We start from the raw sequence: 19017 nt of genomic DNA, 5'->3' as shown, positions 1-19017 counted from the left end.
TGACCAAACTGTCACTGACCAAACTGTCACTGACCAAACTGTCACTGAAATGTGATTAGGATAGGGCGATCGCGCTGTGCTACTGCAAAGTGCTACTGAGCGATTCCCTAAAAGCTTTACAGTCTTGAGCTTTACAGCCGTGAGCCTTACAGGTTAAAGCTGTATTAGTGCAATGGATTTAGCGCAATAGATTAGTGCAATAGATTTAGCGCAATACACAGATTATCGAGTCATCGAGGCGATACTTGTGCAATTCATTGTCTAATGCAGTGAATGGCAGCGTTTTTCACAGTTCTTTACCGTGTTTTCTAACAGTCAGGATTCTTTAGATTCCCCAGCCGATTTGCTGACCACGCTTCATCGGGCTTATGCAGCGGCGGGACATTTGGCTGCGATGAAAGGGGGCGATCGCAGTCGGGCGCTCCAGATTATGGCGGAAGTGCTGAAGGATCAGCAGGACGATATTCTTGAGGCCAACACGCTAGATCTCGAAGCCAGCCGAGAAATGGCCGTGCCCGATCTGGTGCTGGAATGGCTGAAGCTCACGCCGGAGCGGATCGAGGCGGTGGTCAAGATTTTGCAACGCCTTTCGGAACTGGCAGACCCCACGCAGCAAATGCTGACGATTCCCTATTCCCTCAGTCATTCTCAGTCCTATTGCCAACTGATGCCGCTGGGGGTGATTGCGCTGGTGTATGAGGCGTTTCCCGAACTGGGGGCGATCGCCGCTGGGCTGTGTATTCGCACGGGCAACAGCATCGTCCTGCGGGGCAGCAGCGAGGCCAGCAACTCCAACCAGGCGATCGCCAGCACGCTGAAACTCGCCCTCCAGGAAGCCGGCCTGCCCACCGATGCCCTCGGCTGGATTCCGACTGACCAGGGCGACTCAATCCGCGAACTGGTGACCCAAGATGCCTACGTTAATCTAGTCATTCCCTATGGTCGCGTGAGCCTGGTGAACCAAGTGATCCGCCAGGCCACTGTGCCTGTGCTAAAAACGGCAATTGGCAACTGCTATCTCTACTGGTCGCCCTCCGGCAGCCTGGATCTGGCCCGGAGCATGATTCTAGACAGCCACCAGAGCGAACCTGATCCAGTCAACGCCATCGAGAAGGTGCTGATCAGCACTCACCACGACCCCAACACGCTACAAGCCCTGTGGCGCAGCCTGCGCGAAAAAGGCTTTCACCTGCGGGGCGATGCGGGGCTGGTGGCGGAGTTTCCGGATCTGGTACTGACGGAAGACGACGAGTGGCCGCGCCCCTACCTGGACAACACGATTGCCTTCCGTTCGGTCAGCGGACTGGAAGAGGCGATCGCCCTGATGAATCGCTACAGCAGCGGCCACGCCGACTGCCTGGTGACCGAATCCTACCAGGAAAGCCACCAGTTTGCCCTGCATATCAACAGCGCCACGACCTATATCAACGCCTCGCCCCGGTTCTATCGCAACCCCAAGCAGGGCAGCCCCATCGCCCTCGGCATGTCCAACCAAAAAGGACATCGGCGCGGGCTAATCACGCTAGAAACGCTGACCACGCTGAAGTATGTGGTACAGGGGAGCGGCTGAGGAGGAAGAACGAAGAGAGAAGAACGAAGAGAGAAGAGGTTCTGTTTTTCATTCTTCGTTTTTCGTTCTTCGTTCTTCTTTTTTCCGTCTCTCGCCCCCTCACCTCACCACCTGCCTCAGCGTGTCCACAAACCCCGGATAGGAAACCGCAGCGGCTTCGGCGCGGTGGATCGTGGTGGGGCCTGTGGCGCGGAGGGCGGCGATCGCCAGACTCATGGCAATGCGGTGGTCGGTGTGGCTATCCACCTCGGCTCCGTGCAGGGGTTTGCCGCCCGTGATTTCCAAACCATCAGGACGCTCGGTGACGGTTGCGCCCAGGCGGCTGAGCTGGGTGGCCATGACGGCGAGGCGATCGCTCTCTTTCACCCGCAGTTCGGCGGCATCGGAGATGACGGTCGTCCCTTCGGCAAAGGCGGCTGCCACCGCGAGAATGGGGATTTCGTCAATCAGCCGGGGAATCAGGTCGCCGCCGATGTGCCCCGCCTTTAGCCGATTGTGGCCGCGCACGCGCAGATCGGCAACGGGTTCGCCTGCCACCTCGCGAGCATTCTCCAGGGTCACGTCTGCCTCCATCTGCGCCAGCGCGTCGAGAATGCCCGTGCGCGTTGGGTTCACGCCGACATTTTGGATGAGCAAATCAGAACCGGGGGCGATCGCCCCGGCCACCAGCCAAAACGCCGCCGAACTGATGTCGCCGGGAACCACCACGGGCTGCCCGATCAGCCGCGCCGGGCCGACTACCGTTGCGCTACAGGTGTCGGGATCAACCAGAACCTCTGCCCCAAAGGCCCGCAGCATCCGTTCGCTGTGGTCGCGAGATAGGGCGGGTTCGCTGACGGTCGTTTTGCCCTCTGTGGCCAGCCCCGCCAGCAAAATGCAGGATTTCACCTGGGCCGAAGCAATGAGCGAGGTGTAGTGAATCGGCCGAAGCGCCTGCCCCTGCACCGCCAGTGGCGCGAGGCCCCCAGCACGACTCCAGATCTGTGCGCCCATGTCCTGGAGCGGCCGAATCACGCGAGACATGGGGCGCGATCGCAGCGATCCGTCACCCGTCACCGTGAAAAATCGCCCCGCGTGGGAGGCCAAAATCCCCAGCATCAGCCGCATCGTGGTGCCAGAATTGCCCGCATTCAGCACGTCGGCAGGTTCCTGGAGTTGCCCCAGTCCAATGCCCTCTACGGTCACTCGTTCCGTATTCAGGTCGGAAATGTTTGCCCCCATTGCCCGAAAGCAGGCGGCGGTACTCAGGGGATCTTCCCCCAACAGCAGCCCGCGAATTTCCGTCGTGCCCTCCGCCAGTGCCCCCAGCATCAGCGCCCGGTGGGAGATAGACTTGTCGCCGGGAATGGCGATCGCCCCTGTCAGCGCCAAATCCACAGGCGGCGAAATTGTCAGCACATGATGATGTTCGGTGGTTTTGAGGGTGATAGAAGCCGTCTGCATTGCTATAGTTCCGTAGGTGGGCAATTGCCTCGTCGAGCGTGCTGCGCCATCGCTGCGTTTACTACGCTACCAGAGCAGTGCAAAGGCCGGATCACTGGTCGAACTGCATTCTCTGCCGACAGATTCTATTTCATCCTGTTTCGCAGATCTGGCAAGATTGAACCTGTTTGACTGGATAAAAAGATCATCTTCCCAGCCCTTTTTAGTCCCAGCCCTTTTTAGCCATGCTCACCGAACATCGCCAGCCAGTCTGTCTGTCCTGGATGTCACTGAATTCGCCGCTCTGGTCGGTGGTGGAAGCCTCTGCCGCGCTATATGAAAAAGAGCCAGGCCGCTATCACGTCGTGCTGACGGAGCCGCTGTTTATGGACTATTCCGAAGGGGAAACTTCGGCTGACCAGGCCCAGCAGCCCCACCTGCTCTGGCTCGAAATTTCCCCCTACCGCGTGATTATGACCATGCAGGGCAACGGCAGCATCAGCTATCGCCACTTTTGGGAGCAAGGAGTCTACGGCATCAGCCGCTACTGGCTGCGATCGCAGTCGGGCGACCTGGGTATGAGCGACCAGATGCGCCTGCGGAACTATACGCGCCACCTGAAGCTGATTTCCGATCCCCAGCCCCGTCACCTGCGCGTGGAGTATGAACTGTGGACAGAAAACTTGCAGCTTGGGCATTATGTGCTGAATTTAGAAATGCAGTCCTTGTAGCGCCAGCCATCGGTTGAGGATTCTCAAATGCGGCTGGAAGCAGGCTGTCAGCTTTTATTCTCGGCAGAAGCGCCAAGTCCGCTGCTGCTGATGTTGCGCCCCCGCAGCGGCGAAGGGCAGTGGGTGGTGCGCGAGGAATATCGGCTGGAGCCGTCGGTGCCTGTGGTGGAATATACCGACAGCTACGGCAATCTCTGCCAGCGTTTGGTTACGCCAGAGGGACGATTTCTGGTTTACACCGCCGCTTGTGTAGAAACAGCGGACGAGATCGACGTTGCGCCCGATGCCGCCTATGTGCCTGTGGAACTGCTGCCCGATAGCGTGGTGCAGTTTTTGCTGCCCAGCCGCTACTGCCAGTCGGACATGCTGTATGAGGAGGCGATCGCCATCGTGGGCGACATGGAACCGGGCTATGCCCAGGTGGAGGCGATCCGCCACTGGATTCATACCCAGGTGAAATATCAATACGGCACCAGCAACTCCTCTACATCTGCGGTAGACACTGCCCAGAGCAAAATCGGTGTCTGCCGCGACTTTGCCCATCTGGGGATCGCCCTCTGCCGCAGCCTCTCGATTCCGGCGCGGATGGTGGTGGGGTACTTGTACGAACTGGAGCCGATGGATCTGCACGCTTGGTTTGAGGCATTCCTCAGCAGCCCCGACGGGTCAACCGCCGAGGGCCGCTGGTATACCTTCGACGCGACGCAGCCACAGCCACGGGGAAACCGAATTGCGATCGCCTATGGTCGTGATGCCGCCGATGTGGCCCTAGCGACCCAGTTTGGCCCGCTGACACTTCAGGAAATGCGCGTGTGGGTGAAGGAGGGCTAGGGGTTAGCAGCTAGGCAAGGAAATGTGCAGCCCCCAGGTAAACTCACCAGGCAAACTCACCAGGCAAACTCACCAGGCAAACTCACCAGGTAAACTCAAAGAATTCCCCCTTGGTGCGGGTGAACCCGCCGAAAGGGTTTTGCCTGATCTCCAACCTCTATCCCATCCTCGACGAATGCCCTCGACGCGATCGCTCAAGACCCTCGCTTTGTATGCCCTGCTGGGGGCGATCGCCCTCGTCATGCTGCTGCCGCTGATCTGGCTAGTCAGCACGGCGTTCAAAGCCCCCACAGAAAATATCTTCGAGTTTCCGCCCCGGTTTTTGCCCCAGTCTCCAACGCTGCAAAATTTTGTGACAGTATGGCAGACCAATCCTTTCGGGCGCTACCTGTTCAACAGCACCCTGGTCGCAGTGCTAACGGTGGTGCTAAATCTGCTGTTTTGCTCGCTGGCGGCCTATCCCCTGGCGCGACTCCAGTTTCGCGGGCGCGAGGCGCTGTTGCTGCTGATTGTGTCCACAATTCTGATTCCGTTTCAGATTGTGATGATTCCGCTGTATGTCCTGGCGGTGAAGCTGGGGCTGCGTAATACGTACTTAGGGCTGATCTTACCGGCGATCGCCTCTGCCTTTGGGATTTTTCTCCTGCGTCAGGCGTTTCAAGGCGTACCCAAAGAGCTAGAAGAAGCCGCCCGCATCGACGGCTGCTCGGAACTGGGGATCTGGTGGAATGTGATGCTGCCCGCTGTCCGCCCTGCCCTGATCACGCTGGCGATTTTCGTTTTCATCGGAGCTTGGAGCGACTTTCTCTGGCCGCTCATCCTGCTCGACCAGCCCGACTATTACACGCTGCCCCTGGGCGTTGCCAAACTAGCGGGTGCATTTTCCCTCGACTGGAGACTGATTGCAGCGGGGTCTGTGATTTCGATTGCGCCTATCTTGCTGGTATTCGGTCTGCTTCAGCGCTACATCGTGCCAACGGATACCAGTAGTGGGGTCAAGGGATAATCAAAACTGCCCGCTCAACCGGGCTAAACGGCGAAATGTCTTGCTGTTGAAGGGTTTCAGCCCCTAGCGCTGAGGGGTTTCATTTTTCTAGGTTATGGAGAATTAACTCCGCCCCATTGCCGAAAAATACTCTGTGAGATATTCTGAAACAACCTGTAAAGGCTCGATAAAGAAAGAGTCAGTGTTCCGTTGTTATACTGTAAAGAACTCTTTCGCCTTGAGCTAATCTCCGTATTATCCCGGAGGGAAAGCGTCGCTAGACCAGTCTGTTCATCGGGAGCCAGTAAATTCTCTGAAGATACACGCCCGTTATTACTTGCTGAGATGTGAGCTTAAATGCGGGTTTATAGTGGATTTACAGGTGAATTTACAAAGGTTTTCTGCTCCAAAGTTGCAGAGCATCGGGATTTTCCGAGATTTGCTTTTGATACCGCTGTACTGATCTGCTATGAGTTGTATGACTATGCGTGATAGGAGCGATCGCTATCGAGTAACATCTATTCCCATGCCGATGCGCCCCAAGCGCCTGGGCAGCTACCTGCTAGATGCAGGTCTGATCACGCCGGATCAGGTCACGGTGGCGCTGAACGATCAGCAGGCAACTGGGATGCGTCTGGGCGAGGTGCTGGTGGCTCGCGGCTGGGTCAAAGAACAGACGATTGAGTGGATCATGAAAAAGGTGATCCTGCCTGAGAAGAAAGCATTTCAAGATTGGGAAGAGAAGCAGCGCCAACAGCAGCCGCCGTTGACCCCAATTCCTGCACCTGCTCAACGAGTCGAGCCAGTGCCGCCAGCAGCGCCGGCCAACGCCCAAAAGACTCCTACCCGGCGCGAGGTTCCCATTTCCAAGCCCCTGCCTCCGGTGAACTCGTCAGATAGCGACGTAAGCTGGGTCGGCTAGGAGCGTTGGTCTAAGGAAAAAGACCACATTGAAGCCGCATTTGGGCTGCTTCTGCTGCGTATAACTTGCATTTCTAACTTGCATTTAACTTGCGTCTAACTTGTGGGAAACAGCAGCAGCCAGAGGGGCAGCGTGACGAGTAGCCCGATCGATCCCATGGCCAGCGCCGTCACTGTTAGCTCTCGGTCTAGCTCGTAGGCTTCACACAGTACGAGGGTTGCAAAGGCCGGTGGCATACTGACCTGGAGGACGATCGCTAGCTTTTCTGCTGAGCCAAGGCTGGTGAACGAGAGCAGCACGCCGATTAGCAGCGGCACAATGAGCATTTTCACGCTCAGGCTGACGGAGGCGAGGCGGACACTGCGCCAAGAACGCAACTGGCTGAGCCGCATTCCAATCAGCACAAGGGCAACGGTAATGCTTGTCCAAGCGACTGTTTTGAGGAACGAGTCTAGCCAGAGCGGTAGCGGTATGTCGTGGATGCCCAACCCCAGCGCAAAGCTCCACAGCACCGGGTTGCACACTAGCGCCCGCAGCAAATCCCGTGGACTCTTTTGCATGCCGCCAAAGTGGGCGGCCATGACTACGCCCAGCCCGTAGGCTCCGAGCGTCGTGCCAATCATGTCGTAAAACAGAGCCCAGGCAAAGTACTTTGGGCCTATAAGCGCTAGACTGACGGGGAACCCCAAATAGCCCGTGTTGCCCATCATGGTCGCCAGCAAAAAGCTGCCTTGCTGAGGACGGCTCTGAGTCATGGGGGAAGAAACAGGTCGTTGTTTTTGTTCTGGTCTTTGTCCTTGCTTTAGCGTAGCCATCAGCCATAGCCAGCCCAGCAGCCCCCCCAGCGCGATCGCCAGCCACGCTGCCACGGGCGCAAGCCACACCGCTGCCGAGAGTTCGGACTGGCGCAGAAACCCCAGCACGCTAATCGGCACCCCTACCCAAAACAGCAGCTTTCCGAGGCGATCGCCCACCCACAGCGGACAAATCCGTCCTAGCCAAAATCCCAAACTGCTCCACCCTATCAGCGGGACATAGAGACTCAGCAAGCGAAGACTCGGAAATTCCATAGGTTGATTATCGTTGGAGTAATTTGAACGGTTTTAAGGCTATCGTTGCGGAGCAAGGGTTCAGCAGACCGTTGAGTTACTTTGCCGTGTGTCGAAGGGGATGACGCTCTTCCAAGGCCATGCAATAATAACCCCGCAGGACTAAACCAGTCTGCGGGAGAGTTTGCGTGAAAGATGCCAGTTTGCCCAAGTCGTCAGCGCCCCAGCCCGATGTCTCTGGCCAGGAAAGTCAATATGGGCTGACCGACGATATCCCGGTTGCTCAGCGAGATGGGGCGCGTTTAGAGGCCGATTTGAACCCCGGTGGGTTTGGGTTTCGAGCGGCGGCGGATAGGCTGCGATCGCTCTTTCGGGGGCGGGTTTGGCTATGGGGGCTGATTGGCTTTGTGGCGGCGGTGCAGCTTGCGCTGGTCAGCCGCAGCCTGTTCTTTAGCAATGTTTCTGCCGCACAGGGCTATCAGCCGATCGAGGCCGGCTTGTCCGCAGCGATGTCTCAACTGTCGCTGACCCCGGCCGATAGCCTGCTGGGCCATATCGCCTACGCCGAAGCTCCTCCAGACACCCTCAGCCCAGTGCTTCCCAATGGCAGCATCCTGCTGCGTGATGCGGCTGCCGAGCGCTTTTTGGCAATGGTGAGGGCGGCTCGCGCTGAGCGGGTGAGGCTGGTGCCGCTGTCGGGCTTTCGCTCGGTGGAAGAACAGACTTACCTGTTTTTCACGCTGAAGGCGAAGCGATCGCTCTCGGCTCAGGAACGGGCCCAGGTCAGCGCTCCTCCCGGCTACAGCGAACACCACACGGGCTATGCAGTGGATATTGGGGACGGCGATCGCCCAGATACAGACTTGGAAACCGATTTCGATCAGACAGCCGCCTACCGCTGGCTGACGGCCAATGCTGCCCGCTTTGGGTTTGAGCTGTCTTTCCCTCAGGACAACGCTCAGGGCGTGAGCTACGAACCGTGGCACTGGCGCTTCGTGGGCGATCGCCACAGCCTCGAAACGTTTTATAAGCGGTAGTTTCGGCTACTGGCAATCAGTCAGGGGGCAGGTGAACCCACCCCCCACGCTTAGACTTCTTGATCAGCTCTAGCGCTTGCGAATGTCGCGAGCCATGTTACGGAAGAGATCCATACTGGAGTCGGCCGTGCGGCGCTCGTTCGTTAGCTTGGGTGTCGCTTCAGAAGACGTGGAAGTCGGTTCGGTTGGAACTTGCAGACTGTTGCCCGACTTCATATTGTCAGAAGACACTTCGTACTCCACTTCAAACTCGCCACCGTTGCCTGCGGTCTTGGGAAACTTGTGCTTGATGACTTTTTTCGAGCGCATGTACTCGATGTTGCCCATCGTTTTGGCATCGTCTGCGTCCAGGAAATAGGCTCCTGGCTTTGCGCCATTGCTAGCGGAGGGTGGTGCCTCTGCATTATTCTTTTTGCCAAACAAACCGAATAGTCCTGCCATGAGTGCCTCTGAAAAATATCGTTGCATTAATTAACATTATGTTAATTTTGCCCAGGATTTCCAAGCGGTTAGGCGAGATTTGTGAACGAATTGAGGCGGGCGATCGCCTCCTGAGGCCAATCCCCAAATTGACCCATCCACAAGGCTTGCAAGACTTGCCGCAGGCGAGGGGCGATCGCCATCCAGTGCGCCTAATGGATGTTACGGCCGGGATCAAATCTGGGTAATCTTCAAGAAGAGAATGATTTTGCTTTTGTGAATTCCGCATTTTCTCCCTGAAGCCAAATAGCAGAGCGTGTAAGAATCGTTGTGTTGTGTTTGGCAGTCCCTGTATCAGGTGAGACATTAAAGCACCATCGCAGGATTCTCTAGCGCGACTTGTTCTATTTGGATTTAGTTGAGGAACGGGCTATGACAGGTCAGAAATGGTTTGCCAGGGTGCTGGCCGGTGCAGTAGCGGTGGGAATCTGCGCGACAGGGGCGATCGCCCGCGCTCAGGAAATGCTGCTAAGTGAAGAAGGCGTGCTGGAAAACGGCGACATGGTGCTGCCTTCGGATAACAGCCTGTACGACCAGTTCACCTTTGAAGGTAAAGCTGGACAAACGGTGACGATCAAACTATTCAGCACTGAATTTCAGCCCTATCTGGCGGTCATCAGCCCAGAAGGTGAGGTGCTGGGCGAAAACCACAGCGCAGGCGGCAACCCTCAGAACTCGCAGTTGGAACTGACGTTGGCCACCGACGGCACCTACATCGTGATTGCCAACGGTTTTGATGCCAGCAGCCGCGGCCGCTACACGGTCGAGGTCATGGTTGCCGAATAGCAGAAAACCCACCGGGGAATTCTGGAATTCTTCCAAAATTCTTCCAAGGAGCCGACGGAGGCAGCCCAAACAGAGGCAGTCCAAAACGCAGGCAAAGCTGCACAGGGCGATCGCCCCATAGGTTGGCCAAAATCTCATGACACAACCTGAAATGGCGTTCCTGAAGGATTGGCGCATTGCTGCTCTGCGATGCTCTTTGGAACAGTTCTTTATAACGCTTCTGGCGCGGCGCACCTCATCGAGATGCGCCGTTTGTTTTCGGGGATTGGTTTATAGCGTCTGGGGAACGGCTCAGAGCGAATTGAAGGGGGCAGCTTGTGTCAGAATGGATTCGGTCAAATTGGCAGTCTGGCGATCGCCCTCAGCTTTTCAGTTTTCTCGCTCTTTCCCCCACGCTCTCTCCCCACCTATGACAAAGTTTGTATTTGTAACGGGCGGTGTTGTTTCCAGCATCGGCAAAGGCATTGTGGCATCTAGCCTGGGGCGACTGCTCAAGTCGCGCGATTACTCCGTCTCGATCCTGAAACTTGACCCCTACATCAATGTCGATCCCGGCACAATGAGTCCGTTTCAGCATGGGGAAGTTTTTGTAACGGAAGACGGTGCAGAAACCGACCTAGACTTGGGACACTATGAGCGCTTTACCGACACCTCCATGTCGCGGTTGAACAGCGTCACCACGGGGTCGATTTATCAAGCCGTGCTGAACAAAGAGCGGCGGGGTGACTATCAGGGCGGCACGGTGCAGGTGATTCCCCACATCACCAACGAAATTAAGGAACGCATCTTGCGTGTTGCCACCAATACCCACCCTGACGTGGTGATCACAGAAATTGGCGGCACAGTGGGCGATATCGAGTCGCTGCCGTTTCTGGAGGCGATTCGCCAGTTTCGCAAAGCTGTGGGGCGGCGCAATGTGCTGTATATGCATGTGACGCTGGTGCCGTGGATTGCTTCGGCTGGCGAAATGAAAACCAAGCCGACGCAGCACTCGGTCAAAGAACTTCGCTCGATTGGGATTCAGCCGGATATTCTCGTCTGTCGGTGCGATCGTCCCCTGCCAAAGGGAATTAAAGAAAAGCTGTCGGAATTTTGCGATGTGCCTGTGGAATGCGTGATTACGTCACAGGATGCCAGCAGCATTTACGAAGTGCCCCTGACGCTGGAAAAAGAAGGCCTGGCACACCAAGCACTCGACCTGCTGCAACTGGAGCAGCGAGATCCTGACCTCCGCCAGTGGGAAGAACTGGTAGAGCGGCTGCATCGCCCCGGCTGTCCGCTGGAAATCGCCATCGTAGGCAAGTATGTGCGGCTGAACGACGCTTATTTGTCGGTGGTGGAGGCGCTGCGCCATGCGTCGTTGGCTACGGGCGGCGACCTGCGGATTCGCTGGATCAACTCTGAAGACATCGAGCCACTAACGGTAGCCGAGCAACTCCAAGGCATCCACGGGGTTGTCGTACCCGGTGGTTTTGGCAGCCGTGGCATCGACGGCAAGATTACCGCCATCCAATACGTGCGCGATCGCCAGATTCCGTTTCTGGGGCTGTGTTTGGGGATGCAGTGTTCGGTGATCGAGTGGGCGCGGCATGTGGCCGGCATGGAACATGCCAATAGCTCCGAGTTTGACCCGCAGACCCGCAACCCCGTCATTAACCTGTTGCCTGAACAGCAGGATGTGGTGGATCTGGGCGGCACGATGCGCTTGGGGCTATATCCCTGTCGGCTGCAACCCAACACGCTGGCCGAGCGGCTCTATGGCGAAGAGGTGGTCTACGAGCGCCATCGCCACCGCTATGAGTTCAACAATGCCTATCGCACGCTGTTTTTGGAAACGGGCTATATGATTAGCGGCACTTCCCCCGATGGTCGCCTGGTGGAAATTATCGAGCTACCCAGCCATCCGTTTTTCATCGCTAGCCAGTTTCACCCCGAATTTCAGTCGCGTCCAAACGCGCCTCACCCGCTATTTCGAGGGTTTGTGCAGGCGGCGATCGCCCACTCAGAGCAATCTTCAGGGCAATCCCCGGTCAAGCCCCAATCGCTGGTGAATTAGGACTGGGCGTGCCAAGCGCTCCACTCCTACTCCACAGCTAAAGAGAATGGGCTGCCTATAAAGAATGGGCTGCCTATAAGAGAAAAGCTGCCCATAAAATTAGCCTATAAAATTAGCCGTCGAAGTCGTCCCCAGCAGGAACCCCATTCGACGGCCGATTTTGCATCGTTGCAAGCGCAAAGTTGCAAGCGCAAAATTAAAGCGAAAACCTAATCCGTAAAACTAATCCTTGTCGCGGGTGATCCGAGGCGGCTCACGGAAGGCGATCGCAAAAAAGAGCAGTCCCAGCGTGCAAACCAGCAGAAAAACGTAAATCAGGCTCTCCATAACACAGTCTCCTAAAGCTATTCAAGGAAACGTAGCACCAGACTAAAACTCAGCACAGCAGATACGAATCCAGCAGATACAAACCTGCAAACCTGAAGGAGGGAATGCTCACAGAGCAAAACTCGTCAGCAAGCCCTCCTCCAATTCACAATTCAGATGCCTAGACGGCTTCCTTACGGCGAGTAGACTTGTCACCCACCTTCTGGAACAAGCCCCACTCCACCTGCTCTTCTGAGAGGTCAGGGTCAATCCCCGCAAACACGTCGCGGAACAGCGTCCGAGAGCCGTGCCAGATATGACCAAAGAAGAACAGCAGCGCAAACACCGCATGTCCGTAGGTAAACCAACCGCGAGGACTGGTTCGGAACACCCCATCAGACTTGAGAGGCTCCCGATCAAACTCAAAGGGTTCGCCCAACTGAGCCTTACGCGCAAGCTTCTTCACTTCTGCCGGGTCGTCAAACACCTGACCATCCAGCGCACCGCCGTAGATCGTCGCCGTCACGCCAGCCTGCTCAAAGCTGTATTTCGACTCAGCCCGACGGAACGGAATGTCTGCACGAACCACGCCGTCTTTATCCGTCAGGATAACCGGGAAGTTCTCGAAAAAGTTGGGAATCCGGCGCACAAACAGTTCACGCCCAGCGGCATCCTTAAACACAGGATGCCCCAGCCAGCCCTGAGCAATACCGTCGCCCTTGTTCATCGGCCCGGTGCGGAACAGACCGCCCTTAGCCGGGTTGTTGCCCACATAGTCATAGAAAGCGAGCTTCTCAGGGATATTCTCCCAAGCTTCGGCCAACGTCAGACCATCGTCCACATCCGCTTGAACGCGACGATTGATCTCTTGCTGGAAGTAGCCGCTATCCCACTGATAGCGAGTCGGGCCAAACAGTTCAATCGGCGTGGCAGCGCTGCCATACCACATGGTGCCAGCCACCACAAACGCCGCGAAGAATACTGCTGCAATACTGCTCGACAGCACCGTTTCAATGTTCCCCATCCGAAGCGCCTTATACAAACGCTCGGGCGGACGAACCGTGAGGTGGAACAGGCCTGCAATAATGCCTACGATGCCAGCGGCGATATGGTGTGCCACGATGCCGCCTGGATTAAACGGATTGAAACCTTCAGGGCCCCAAGACGGAGCAACAGGCTGGACGCTTCCTGTCAATCCATAAGGGTCGGACACCCACATGCCTGGGCCAAACAGCCCTGTGAGGTGGAATGCTCCAAAGCCGAAGCAAAGCAGACCAGAAAGAAACAGATGGATACCGAACATTTTGGGCAAGTCCAATGCAGGCTCACCCGTCCGAGGATCTCTAAATAGCTCCAGATCCCAATAGACCCAGTGCCAGCAGGCTGCCAGGAACAGCAGTCCCGACAGAACGATGTGGGCAGCAGCAACACCCTCAAATGACCAGAAGCCAGGGTTGACCGCAGTTTCACCCGTAATGCTCCAACCTGCCCAGGACTGAGTAACGCCCAGGCGAGCCATAAACGGCATAACAAACATGCCCTGTCTCCACATGGGGTTCAAAACCGGGTCGCTGGGGTCGTAAATCGCCAATTCGTACAACGCCATTGAACCGGCCCAGCCTGCAACCAGCGCGGTGTGCATCAGGTGTACAGCAATCAGGCGTCCTGGATCATTCAGAACCACTGTGTGTACGCGATACCAGGGTAGTCCCATCGACTACGCTCCTCCTATTACGTTTCAACGCCTTTTTGAGCCTTTTTATTAAGCTGCAAGATACTAGTAAGCCTACCAGAATCAAGCACCATTATCCGTGGCAAACCGCCCAAAGTCCTATGAACCAACGAAAGACAACGTGCGATCGCCAGACACTTCGACAGTTTGACAATCCGGTTGTAAAAATGAAAGTGTATTAAAAAGTGTAACCAGGGCCTGGATGGGACGCAAGCATTGGTTACAGGCGCATTGCGTAAGACGCAGGGACGGTATCGGACATGGCCAATATTAAGTTTGTTAAAGAAAGCAAAGAGATTATTGCTGCCGACGGAGCGAATCTGAGGCTGAAGGCGCTTGAGAACAGTATCGACCTCTACACCTTCATGGGCAAAATGATGAACTGTGGAGGCTACGGTCAGTGCGGCACCTGCGTCGTGGAGATTGTCGAAGGCGGGGAAAACCTTTCCCCGCGGACTCCAGTTGAAGACCAGAAGCTGAGAAAGAAACCCGCAGGCTATCGACTCGCCTGCCAGACGATGGTAAATGGGCCGGTCAGCGTCGTGACCAAGCCCAAGCCCGGTGAGACGGTGGAGTATCAGCCCAGTTCACCGTCTCAGGCAGATTTGGAAGGTGGCGCAGTGGGGGCGACCCAATCCTCTGAACCCGGTTCATCTTCTGAAGCATCTGAGCCAGATTTGGAAGTGTTGGCAGAAGAGCAGGTATCCGGTTCCAGTGCTGAGGAGACGAATCCCTCAACAGGGAAACTGGAAGTCGTCTGAATCCATAGGGTTTGCAGATCTAAGAGTTTGCAGACCTGAGTAACCAAAGGGTCAGACCTTCACAATTCCAGCGTCTTCGTAGCCCTGTTGGCTTGATGTGCTTAGGCGGTGGAGTGATATTCTGTAGTCTTAGGAGTTTATATCTCTGGATTTGCGTGGAGGGTCTAGCACTATGGTTGTCAATGATCTTGGGTTTGTTGCGAGCTTGCTGTTCGTTCTGGTTCCAACGGTTTTCCTGCTGATTCTCTATATTCAGACCGCTAGCCGCGAGGGTAAACAGTCGAAATAGGTGAGGGCACCAGATTCTTTGATTGATGAAAGCGGGCAGAGTTTCCTGTCCGCTTTTTGTTTGGTCTGTAAAGGGAGTTGTGAAACCTCTGGGCTTTACTAGGGGCAAAACTAGGGGCGAATTAGTGGCGATCGCCCAGCCTATTCCTACAGATCAATCCTCCAAATCCTCTAAAATCCTCAAATTTGCCGCAGACTCAGCTTCAGAACTCTTAGCGCACATCGAACTTAGGATTTGGGGTTACCCCTTAGATATAGAGCGTTGCGCTAGAGAAGAGGTTGTATCTACAAAAGCAGATCATTTTATTTCTGTTATGCGATATTTGTTTAGCTAGCTTCACATTTCCGTGAAAATACTGTGACCCGCGCCGGGAAGCTTGCCTCACATTGGGTCATGTGCCAGATACTTTAGTTTTAGACAGCCTGTAGTGCGTTTGGAGTTGTACACACTTATACGGTGGTAACTATGCGAATTTTAGTGACGGGTGGTGCAGGGTTCATTGGTTCTCACCTGATTGATCGCCTCATGGCAGAGGGGCATGAGGTGATTTGTTTAGACAACTTTTATACAGGTGACAAGCGAAATATTCTTCGCTGGATCGATAGTCCGTTTTTCGAGCTGATTCGCCACGACATCACTGAACCCATCCGGCTAGAAGTCGATCAGATCTATCACCTGGCCTGCCCCGCATCCCCGGTTCACTATCAATACAACCCCGTAAAGACGATTAAGACCAACGTCATGGGAACTCTAAATATGCTGGGGCTGGCCAAGCGGATCAAAGCTCGATTCCTATTGGCATCCACTTCTGAGGTTTACGGAGACCCAGAAATTCATCCCCAGGTGGAGGAATATCGCGGCAATGTGAACCCCATTGGGATTCGCAGTTGCTACGACGAAGGAAAGCGGGTCGCAGAAACGCTGGCGTTTGACTATCATCGCCAGAACGATGTGGAAATTCGGGTTGCTCGGATTTTCAATACCTATGGCCCCCGGATGCTGGAAAACGACGGTCGGGTGGTTAGCAACCTTGTGGTGCAAGCCCTGAAAGGCAAGCCGCTAACGGTCTACGGCGACGGGTCGCAAACCCGGAGCTTCTGCTATGTCTCAGACTTGGTAGACGGACTGATTCGCCTGATGAATGGTGATTTTATGGGCCCGGTTAATTTGGGGAATCCTGAGGAGTACACCATTTTGCAACTGGCTCAAACGGTGCAATCCATGATCAACCCTGACGTAGCCCTCAAGTTTGAGCCGTTGCCCCAGGACGATCCTCGTCGTCGTCAGCCCGACATTACCCGTGCCAAGACGCATCTAGGCTGGCAGCCGACGGTGCCTCTGGCAGACGGGCTACGGCTTACGATTGAGGATTTTCGGACTCGTCTGGGCGATCGCGTCGCTAAAGTTCCCTCGGTTTCCTCACACTAGCGGGGCTGGTTGCCCAGGGTTCCCCAGAATCTCTGAAGCCTCTTACTGGGTTCACGAGCCAGTCTTGTAGAGGGGTGCCCCGCCAAGTCCTTTGATCCTGCCTCACGGTAGCTTTGATGGGCTACACAGCTTGTCCTACCTGGGCGTTTTAGATCTGGAGCGCTTTTGACTGCATCTTGTAGGAATTTTTATTGCTCGAGATTTGTTGTTCGAGATGCGTTTCCCTTGTCCATCGTCAGCAGTTGAATAAATGAGGTACTGCCCATGCGCGTGTGTGTTATCGGTACAGGCTACGTCGGCTTGGTGACAGGTGTTTGCTTGTCTCACATTGGGCATGACGTAATTTGTGTGGACAACAACGAAGAAAAGGTCAAGCTGATGAAGTCCGGGCAGTCGCCCATTTTCGAGCCTGGACTCTCTGAGCTAATGACCGCCTGCATTCAGGAAGGCAGGATTGAGTTCACCACTGATCTGGCCAAGGGTGTGGAACATGGCGAGATTTTGTTTATTGCAGTGGGTACGCCTCCGCTACCGACCGGAGAGAGCGATACCCGCTATGTCGAAGCCGTGGCGCGTGGGATTGGGGCACACCTGAACAGCGGCTACAAGGTGATTGTGAACAAGTCAACAGTGCCGATTGGCTCCGGCGACTGGGTTCGTATGATTGTTATGGATGGCGTTTTAGAGCGTCAGGTGGCTACGGCTGGCGGTGGCGTGGCGGTGGCAGAGCCGGATGTGGCCTTCGATGTAGTCAGCAACCCCGAATTTCTACGAGAAGGTTGCGCGGTGTATGACACCTTCAACCCAGATCGGATTGTGCTAGGTAGCAATAGCTCCCGCGCCATCTCGATGATGAAGGAACTATATGCGCCGATTGTGGCTCGTCAGTTTGCGGAAGACAAATCTGGCCCGACGGTGCCCGTGGTCGTGACTGACCTCAGTTCGGCAGAGATGGTGAAGTACGCTGCCAATGCATTCCTGGCAACCAAGATTAGCTTCATCAACGAAGTGGCAAATATCTGCGATCGCGTGGGTGCGGACGTAACCCAGGTCGCCAAAGGCATTGGTCTGGACTCGCGCATCGGCGGCAAGTTCCTGCAAGCAGGCATCGGCTGGGGCGGCTCTTGCTTCCCCAAAGACGTTGCGGCGTTGGTTCACACGGCGGATGATTACGGTTATGAAGCTCAGCTTCTAAAGGCTGCTGTGAGCGTTAACGACCGCCAGCGCTTGATTGCGGTTGAGAAACTCCAGCAAGTGCTGAAGATTCTGAAGGGCAAGACGGTGGGCCTGCTGGGCTTGACCTTTAAGCCTGACACCGACGACATGCGCGATGCGCCTGCGCTGACTATCATCGAGCATCTGACTCGTTTGGGCACAAAGGTCAAAGCGTATGATCCGTTGGTATCTCAGACCGGAATGCGCCACGGCTTGTCGAACGTGATTGTGGAAACCGATCCGGAGCGTCTGGCGGATGGCTGCGATGCGCTGGTGCTAGTGACGGACTGGAGCCAGTTTAAGACGCTCGACTATACCAAGATGGCAACCCTGATGAACAGCCCCATCCTGATCGACGGACGGAACTATCTTGATCAAGAAGCGATTGAGAAAGCTGGTTTCCGCTATGTGGGCATTGGTCGCTAGATCTGGGATGAGGGAGTCGGCCGCCAGCTAGTTCGCAGCTGATCCTGCCCGATTGAACCTCCAATCAAGCTAGAAAGCATCAAGACCTTGCTGAGAATTCTCGCAAGGTCTTTTTGTTTTTTTGTACTGGGTTCTTGTCAGGTGCAATTTCAGGTTTCGCCCCGGGTGAGAACCGCTTAGACAGGCGCAACGGACACTTGAGCGATGTCTGACGGAGCCATGTTGGCATGGATGACCTGCCCGTCGCGGAACCAGACCACGCGGCGAGTGAGTCGAGCCACCTCTGGTTCATGCGTCACCATGACCACTGTGATGCCACTTGCATTTAGCTCCTGAAAGATATTCATCACTTCTTGAGTGGTGTGTGAGTCGAGGGCACCCGTCGGCTCGTCGGCTAGCAGCAAGACAGGACGGTTTACAATAGCGCGGGCGATCGCCACCCGTTGTTGCTGTCCTCCCGAAAGCTGATTGGGGCGGTTGTTCATGCGGTTTTCCAGACCCACACGGGTTAGCGCTTCGGCGGCCCGCTCCTGGCGCTCGCGTACAGGCACGCCTGCATAAACCATTGGCAGCATCACATTCTCGATGGCAGTGAGTTGCGGCAGCAGGTGGAATTGTTGAAACACAAAGCCAATCTTGCGATTTCGGACGTGGGCCAGTTCCGTATCATCCAAACCCGCCACATCGGTTCCGTCCAGGTAATAGCTGCCAGACGTAGGGCGATCGAGACAGCCGATCACGTTCATCGCCGTGGACTTGCCAGAACCCGAGGGCCCCATGATGGAGCAATATTCCCCTGCTTCGACCGTCAGGTTCACATCCGACAGGGCGCGGACTTCCGTATTGCCAGAACCGTAGACTTTGGAGATGTGCTCGAGGCGGATGATGGGCTGCATAGGAAAAGGGGATTTTAGGAAGGTGAGGTGTTGGCGCAGTGGAGCCGGAACCCTACCACGCCAACACGAGTTAGGCGCAGTTAGGCACAGTTAAG

17 protein-coding genes and 1 pseudogene are annotated in these 19017 nt (G+C 55.7%); 12 read left to right on the top strand and 6 right to left on the bottom strand.

All coding sequences use genetic code 11. The features are described 5' to 3' along the window. The first annotated feature begins 301 nt into the window (after positions 1 to 301). Positions 302 to 1570, top strand: coding sequence for a glutamate-5-semialdehyde dehydrogenase (locus tag JTM80_RS05800; RefSeq protein WP_172357606.1), 1269 nt, complete (start codon positions 302 to 304; stop codon positions 1568 to 1570). A 99-nt stretch (positions 1571 to 1669) separates the two neighbouring features. Here JTM80_RS05800 and aroA read toward each other — a convergent pair whose 3' ends face one another. Then, complete coding sequence (gene aroA, locus JTM80_RS05795; protein WP_172357608.1) at positions 1670 to 3013, bottom strand: 3-phosphoshikimate 1-carboxyvinyltransferase; 1344 nt, start codon at positions 3011 to 3013, stop codon at positions 1670 to 1672. Between the two features lie 224 nt (positions 3014 to 3237). Between aroA and JTM80_RS05790 the strand changes: the two genes are divergently transcribed. The 4 genes from JTM80_RS05790 (at position 3238) to JTM80_RS05775 (ending at position 6461) form a co-directional block, all read left to right on the top strand. After that, on the top strand, positions 3238 to 3723 hold the full coding sequence (locus tag JTM80_RS05790; RefSeq protein ID WP_205370766.1) for a hypothetical protein: 486 nt from the start codon (positions 3238 to 3240) through the stop codon (positions 3721 to 3723). A 27-nt stretch (positions 3724 to 3750) separates the two neighbouring features. Further along, entirely contained in the window at positions 3751 to 4554 is an 804-nt protein-coding gene (locus tag JTM80_RS05785) for a transglutaminase family protein (RefSeq protein WP_205370765.1), read from the top strand. Between the two features lie 175 nt (positions 4555 to 4729). Beyond that, positions 4730 to 5560: a carbohydrate ABC transporter permease gene (locus JTM80_RS05780; RefSeq protein ID WP_172357613.1), complete on the top strand. Its 831-nt coding sequence runs from the start codon at positions 4730 to 4732 to the stop codon at positions 5558 to 5560. A gap of 463 nt (positions 5561 to 6023) precedes the next feature. Further along, positions 6024 to 6461 (top strand): hypothetical protein, encoded by a 438-nt coding sequence (locus JTM80_RS05775; protein ID WP_205370764.1) that lies wholly within the window; start codon positions 6024 to 6026, stop codon positions 6459 to 6461. Positions 6462 to 6556: 95 nt separating this feature from the next. Here JTM80_RS05775 and JTM80_RS05770 read toward each other — a convergent pair whose 3' ends face one another. Continuing rightward, positions 6557 to 7531: an AEC family transporter gene (locus JTM80_RS05770; RefSeq protein WP_172357614.1), complete on the bottom strand. Its 975-nt coding sequence runs from the start codon at positions 7529 to 7531 to the stop codon at positions 6557 to 6559. Between the two features lie 167 nt (positions 7532 to 7698). Here JTM80_RS05770 and JTM80_RS22620 point away from each other — a divergent pair, with 167 nt between their 5' ends. Continuing rightward, complete coding sequence (locus JTM80_RS22620) at positions 7699 to 8547, top strand: D-alanyl-D-alanine carboxypeptidase family protein (protein ID WP_225906768.1); 849 nt, start codon at positions 7699 to 7701, stop codon at positions 8545 to 8547. A gap of 69 nt (positions 8548 to 8616) precedes the next feature. Here the strand turns inward: JTM80_RS22620 and JTM80_RS05760 are convergent, their stop codons facing one another. After that, positions 8617 to 8988, bottom strand: a complete 372-nt coding sequence (locus JTM80_RS05760; RefSeq protein ID WP_172357615.1) for a hypothetical protein — start codon at positions 8986 to 8988, stop codon at positions 8617 to 8619. A gap of 411 nt (positions 8989 to 9399) precedes the next feature. On the opposite strand from JTM80_RS05760, the gene JTM80_RS05755 reads away from it, so the two are divergent. Together JTM80_RS05755 and JTM80_RS05750 are read left to right on the top strand one after the other, a co-directional pair. Further along, positions 9400 to 9813 carry a PPC domain-containing protein gene (locus tag JTM80_RS05755; RefSeq protein WP_172357616.1) on the top strand — a complete coding sequence of 138 codons (414 nt, stop codon included), beginning with the start codon at positions 9400 to 9402 and terminating at the stop codon, positions 9811 to 9813. Between the two features lie 409 nt (positions 9814 to 10222). Continuing rightward, positions 10223 to 11869 carry a CTP synthase gene (locus JTM80_RS05750; protein ID WP_172357617.1) on the top strand — a complete coding sequence of 549 codons (1647 nt, stop codon included), beginning with the start codon at positions 10223 to 10225 and terminating at the stop codon, positions 11867 to 11869. Between the two features lie 222 nt (positions 11870 to 12091). Here the strand turns inward: JTM80_RS05750 and JTM80_RS05745 are convergent, their stop codons facing one another. Together JTM80_RS05745 and psbB are read right to left on the bottom strand one after the other, a co-directional pair. Further along, entirely contained in the window at positions 12092 to 12196 is a 105-nt protein-coding gene (locus JTM80_RS05745) for a photosystem II reaction center protein T (RefSeq protein ID WP_172357618.1), read from the bottom strand. A gap of 160 nt (positions 12197 to 12356) precedes the next feature. Continuing rightward, positions 12357 to 13889: a photosystem II chlorophyll-binding protein CP47 gene (gene psbB / locus JTM80_RS05740; RefSeq protein WP_172357619.1), complete on the bottom strand. Its 1533-nt coding sequence runs from the start codon at positions 13887 to 13889 to the stop codon at positions 12357 to 12359. A 278-nt stretch (positions 13890 to 14167) separates the two neighbouring features. Here psbB and JTM80_RS22615 point away from each other — a divergent pair. The 4 genes and pseudogenes from JTM80_RS22615 to JTM80_RS05720 form a co-directional block, all read left to right on the top strand. Continuing rightward, positions 14168 to 14461: pseudogene (locus JTM80_RS22615) on the top strand (2Fe-2S iron-sulfur cluster-binding protein); the annotation flags it as partial. Between the two features lie 379 nt (positions 14462 to 14840). Continuing rightward, positions 14841 to 14957, top strand: a complete 117-nt coding sequence (gene psbM, locus JTM80_RS05730) for a photosystem II reaction center protein PsbM (protein WP_068511535.1) — start codon at positions 14841 to 14843, stop codon at positions 14955 to 14957. 465 nt (positions 14958 to 15422) lie between these two features. Then, complete coding sequence (locus JTM80_RS05725) at positions 15423 to 16385, top strand: UDP-glucuronic acid decarboxylase family protein (RefSeq protein ID WP_172357620.1); 963 nt, start codon at positions 15423 to 15425, stop codon at positions 16383 to 16385. Positions 16386 to 16649: 264 nt separating this feature from the next. Further along, complete coding sequence (locus JTM80_RS05720; RefSeq protein WP_172357621.1) at positions 16650 to 18026, top strand: UDP-glucose/GDP-mannose dehydrogenase family protein; 1377 nt, start codon at positions 16650 to 16652, stop codon at positions 18024 to 18026. A gap of 176 nt (positions 18027 to 18202) precedes the next feature. Here JTM80_RS05720 and JTM80_RS05715 read toward each other — a convergent pair whose 3' ends face one another. Next, positions 18203 to 18922, bottom strand: a complete 720-nt coding sequence (locus JTM80_RS05715) for an ABC transporter ATP-binding protein (RefSeq protein ID WP_068511525.1) — start codon at positions 18920 to 18922, stop codon at positions 18203 to 18205. Positions 18923 to 19017: the final 95 nt, after the last annotated feature.

This window comes from Thermoleptolyngbya sp. PKUAC-SCTB121 (genome assembly GCF_016919485.1).
In the GTDB taxonomy this organism is placed as follows: Bacteria; Cyanobacteriota; Cyanobacteriia; order Elainellales; family Elainellaceae; genus Thermoleptolyngbya; species Thermoleptolyngbya sichuanensis.
This window is presented reverse-complemented; position numbering and strand designations above follow the sequence as displayed.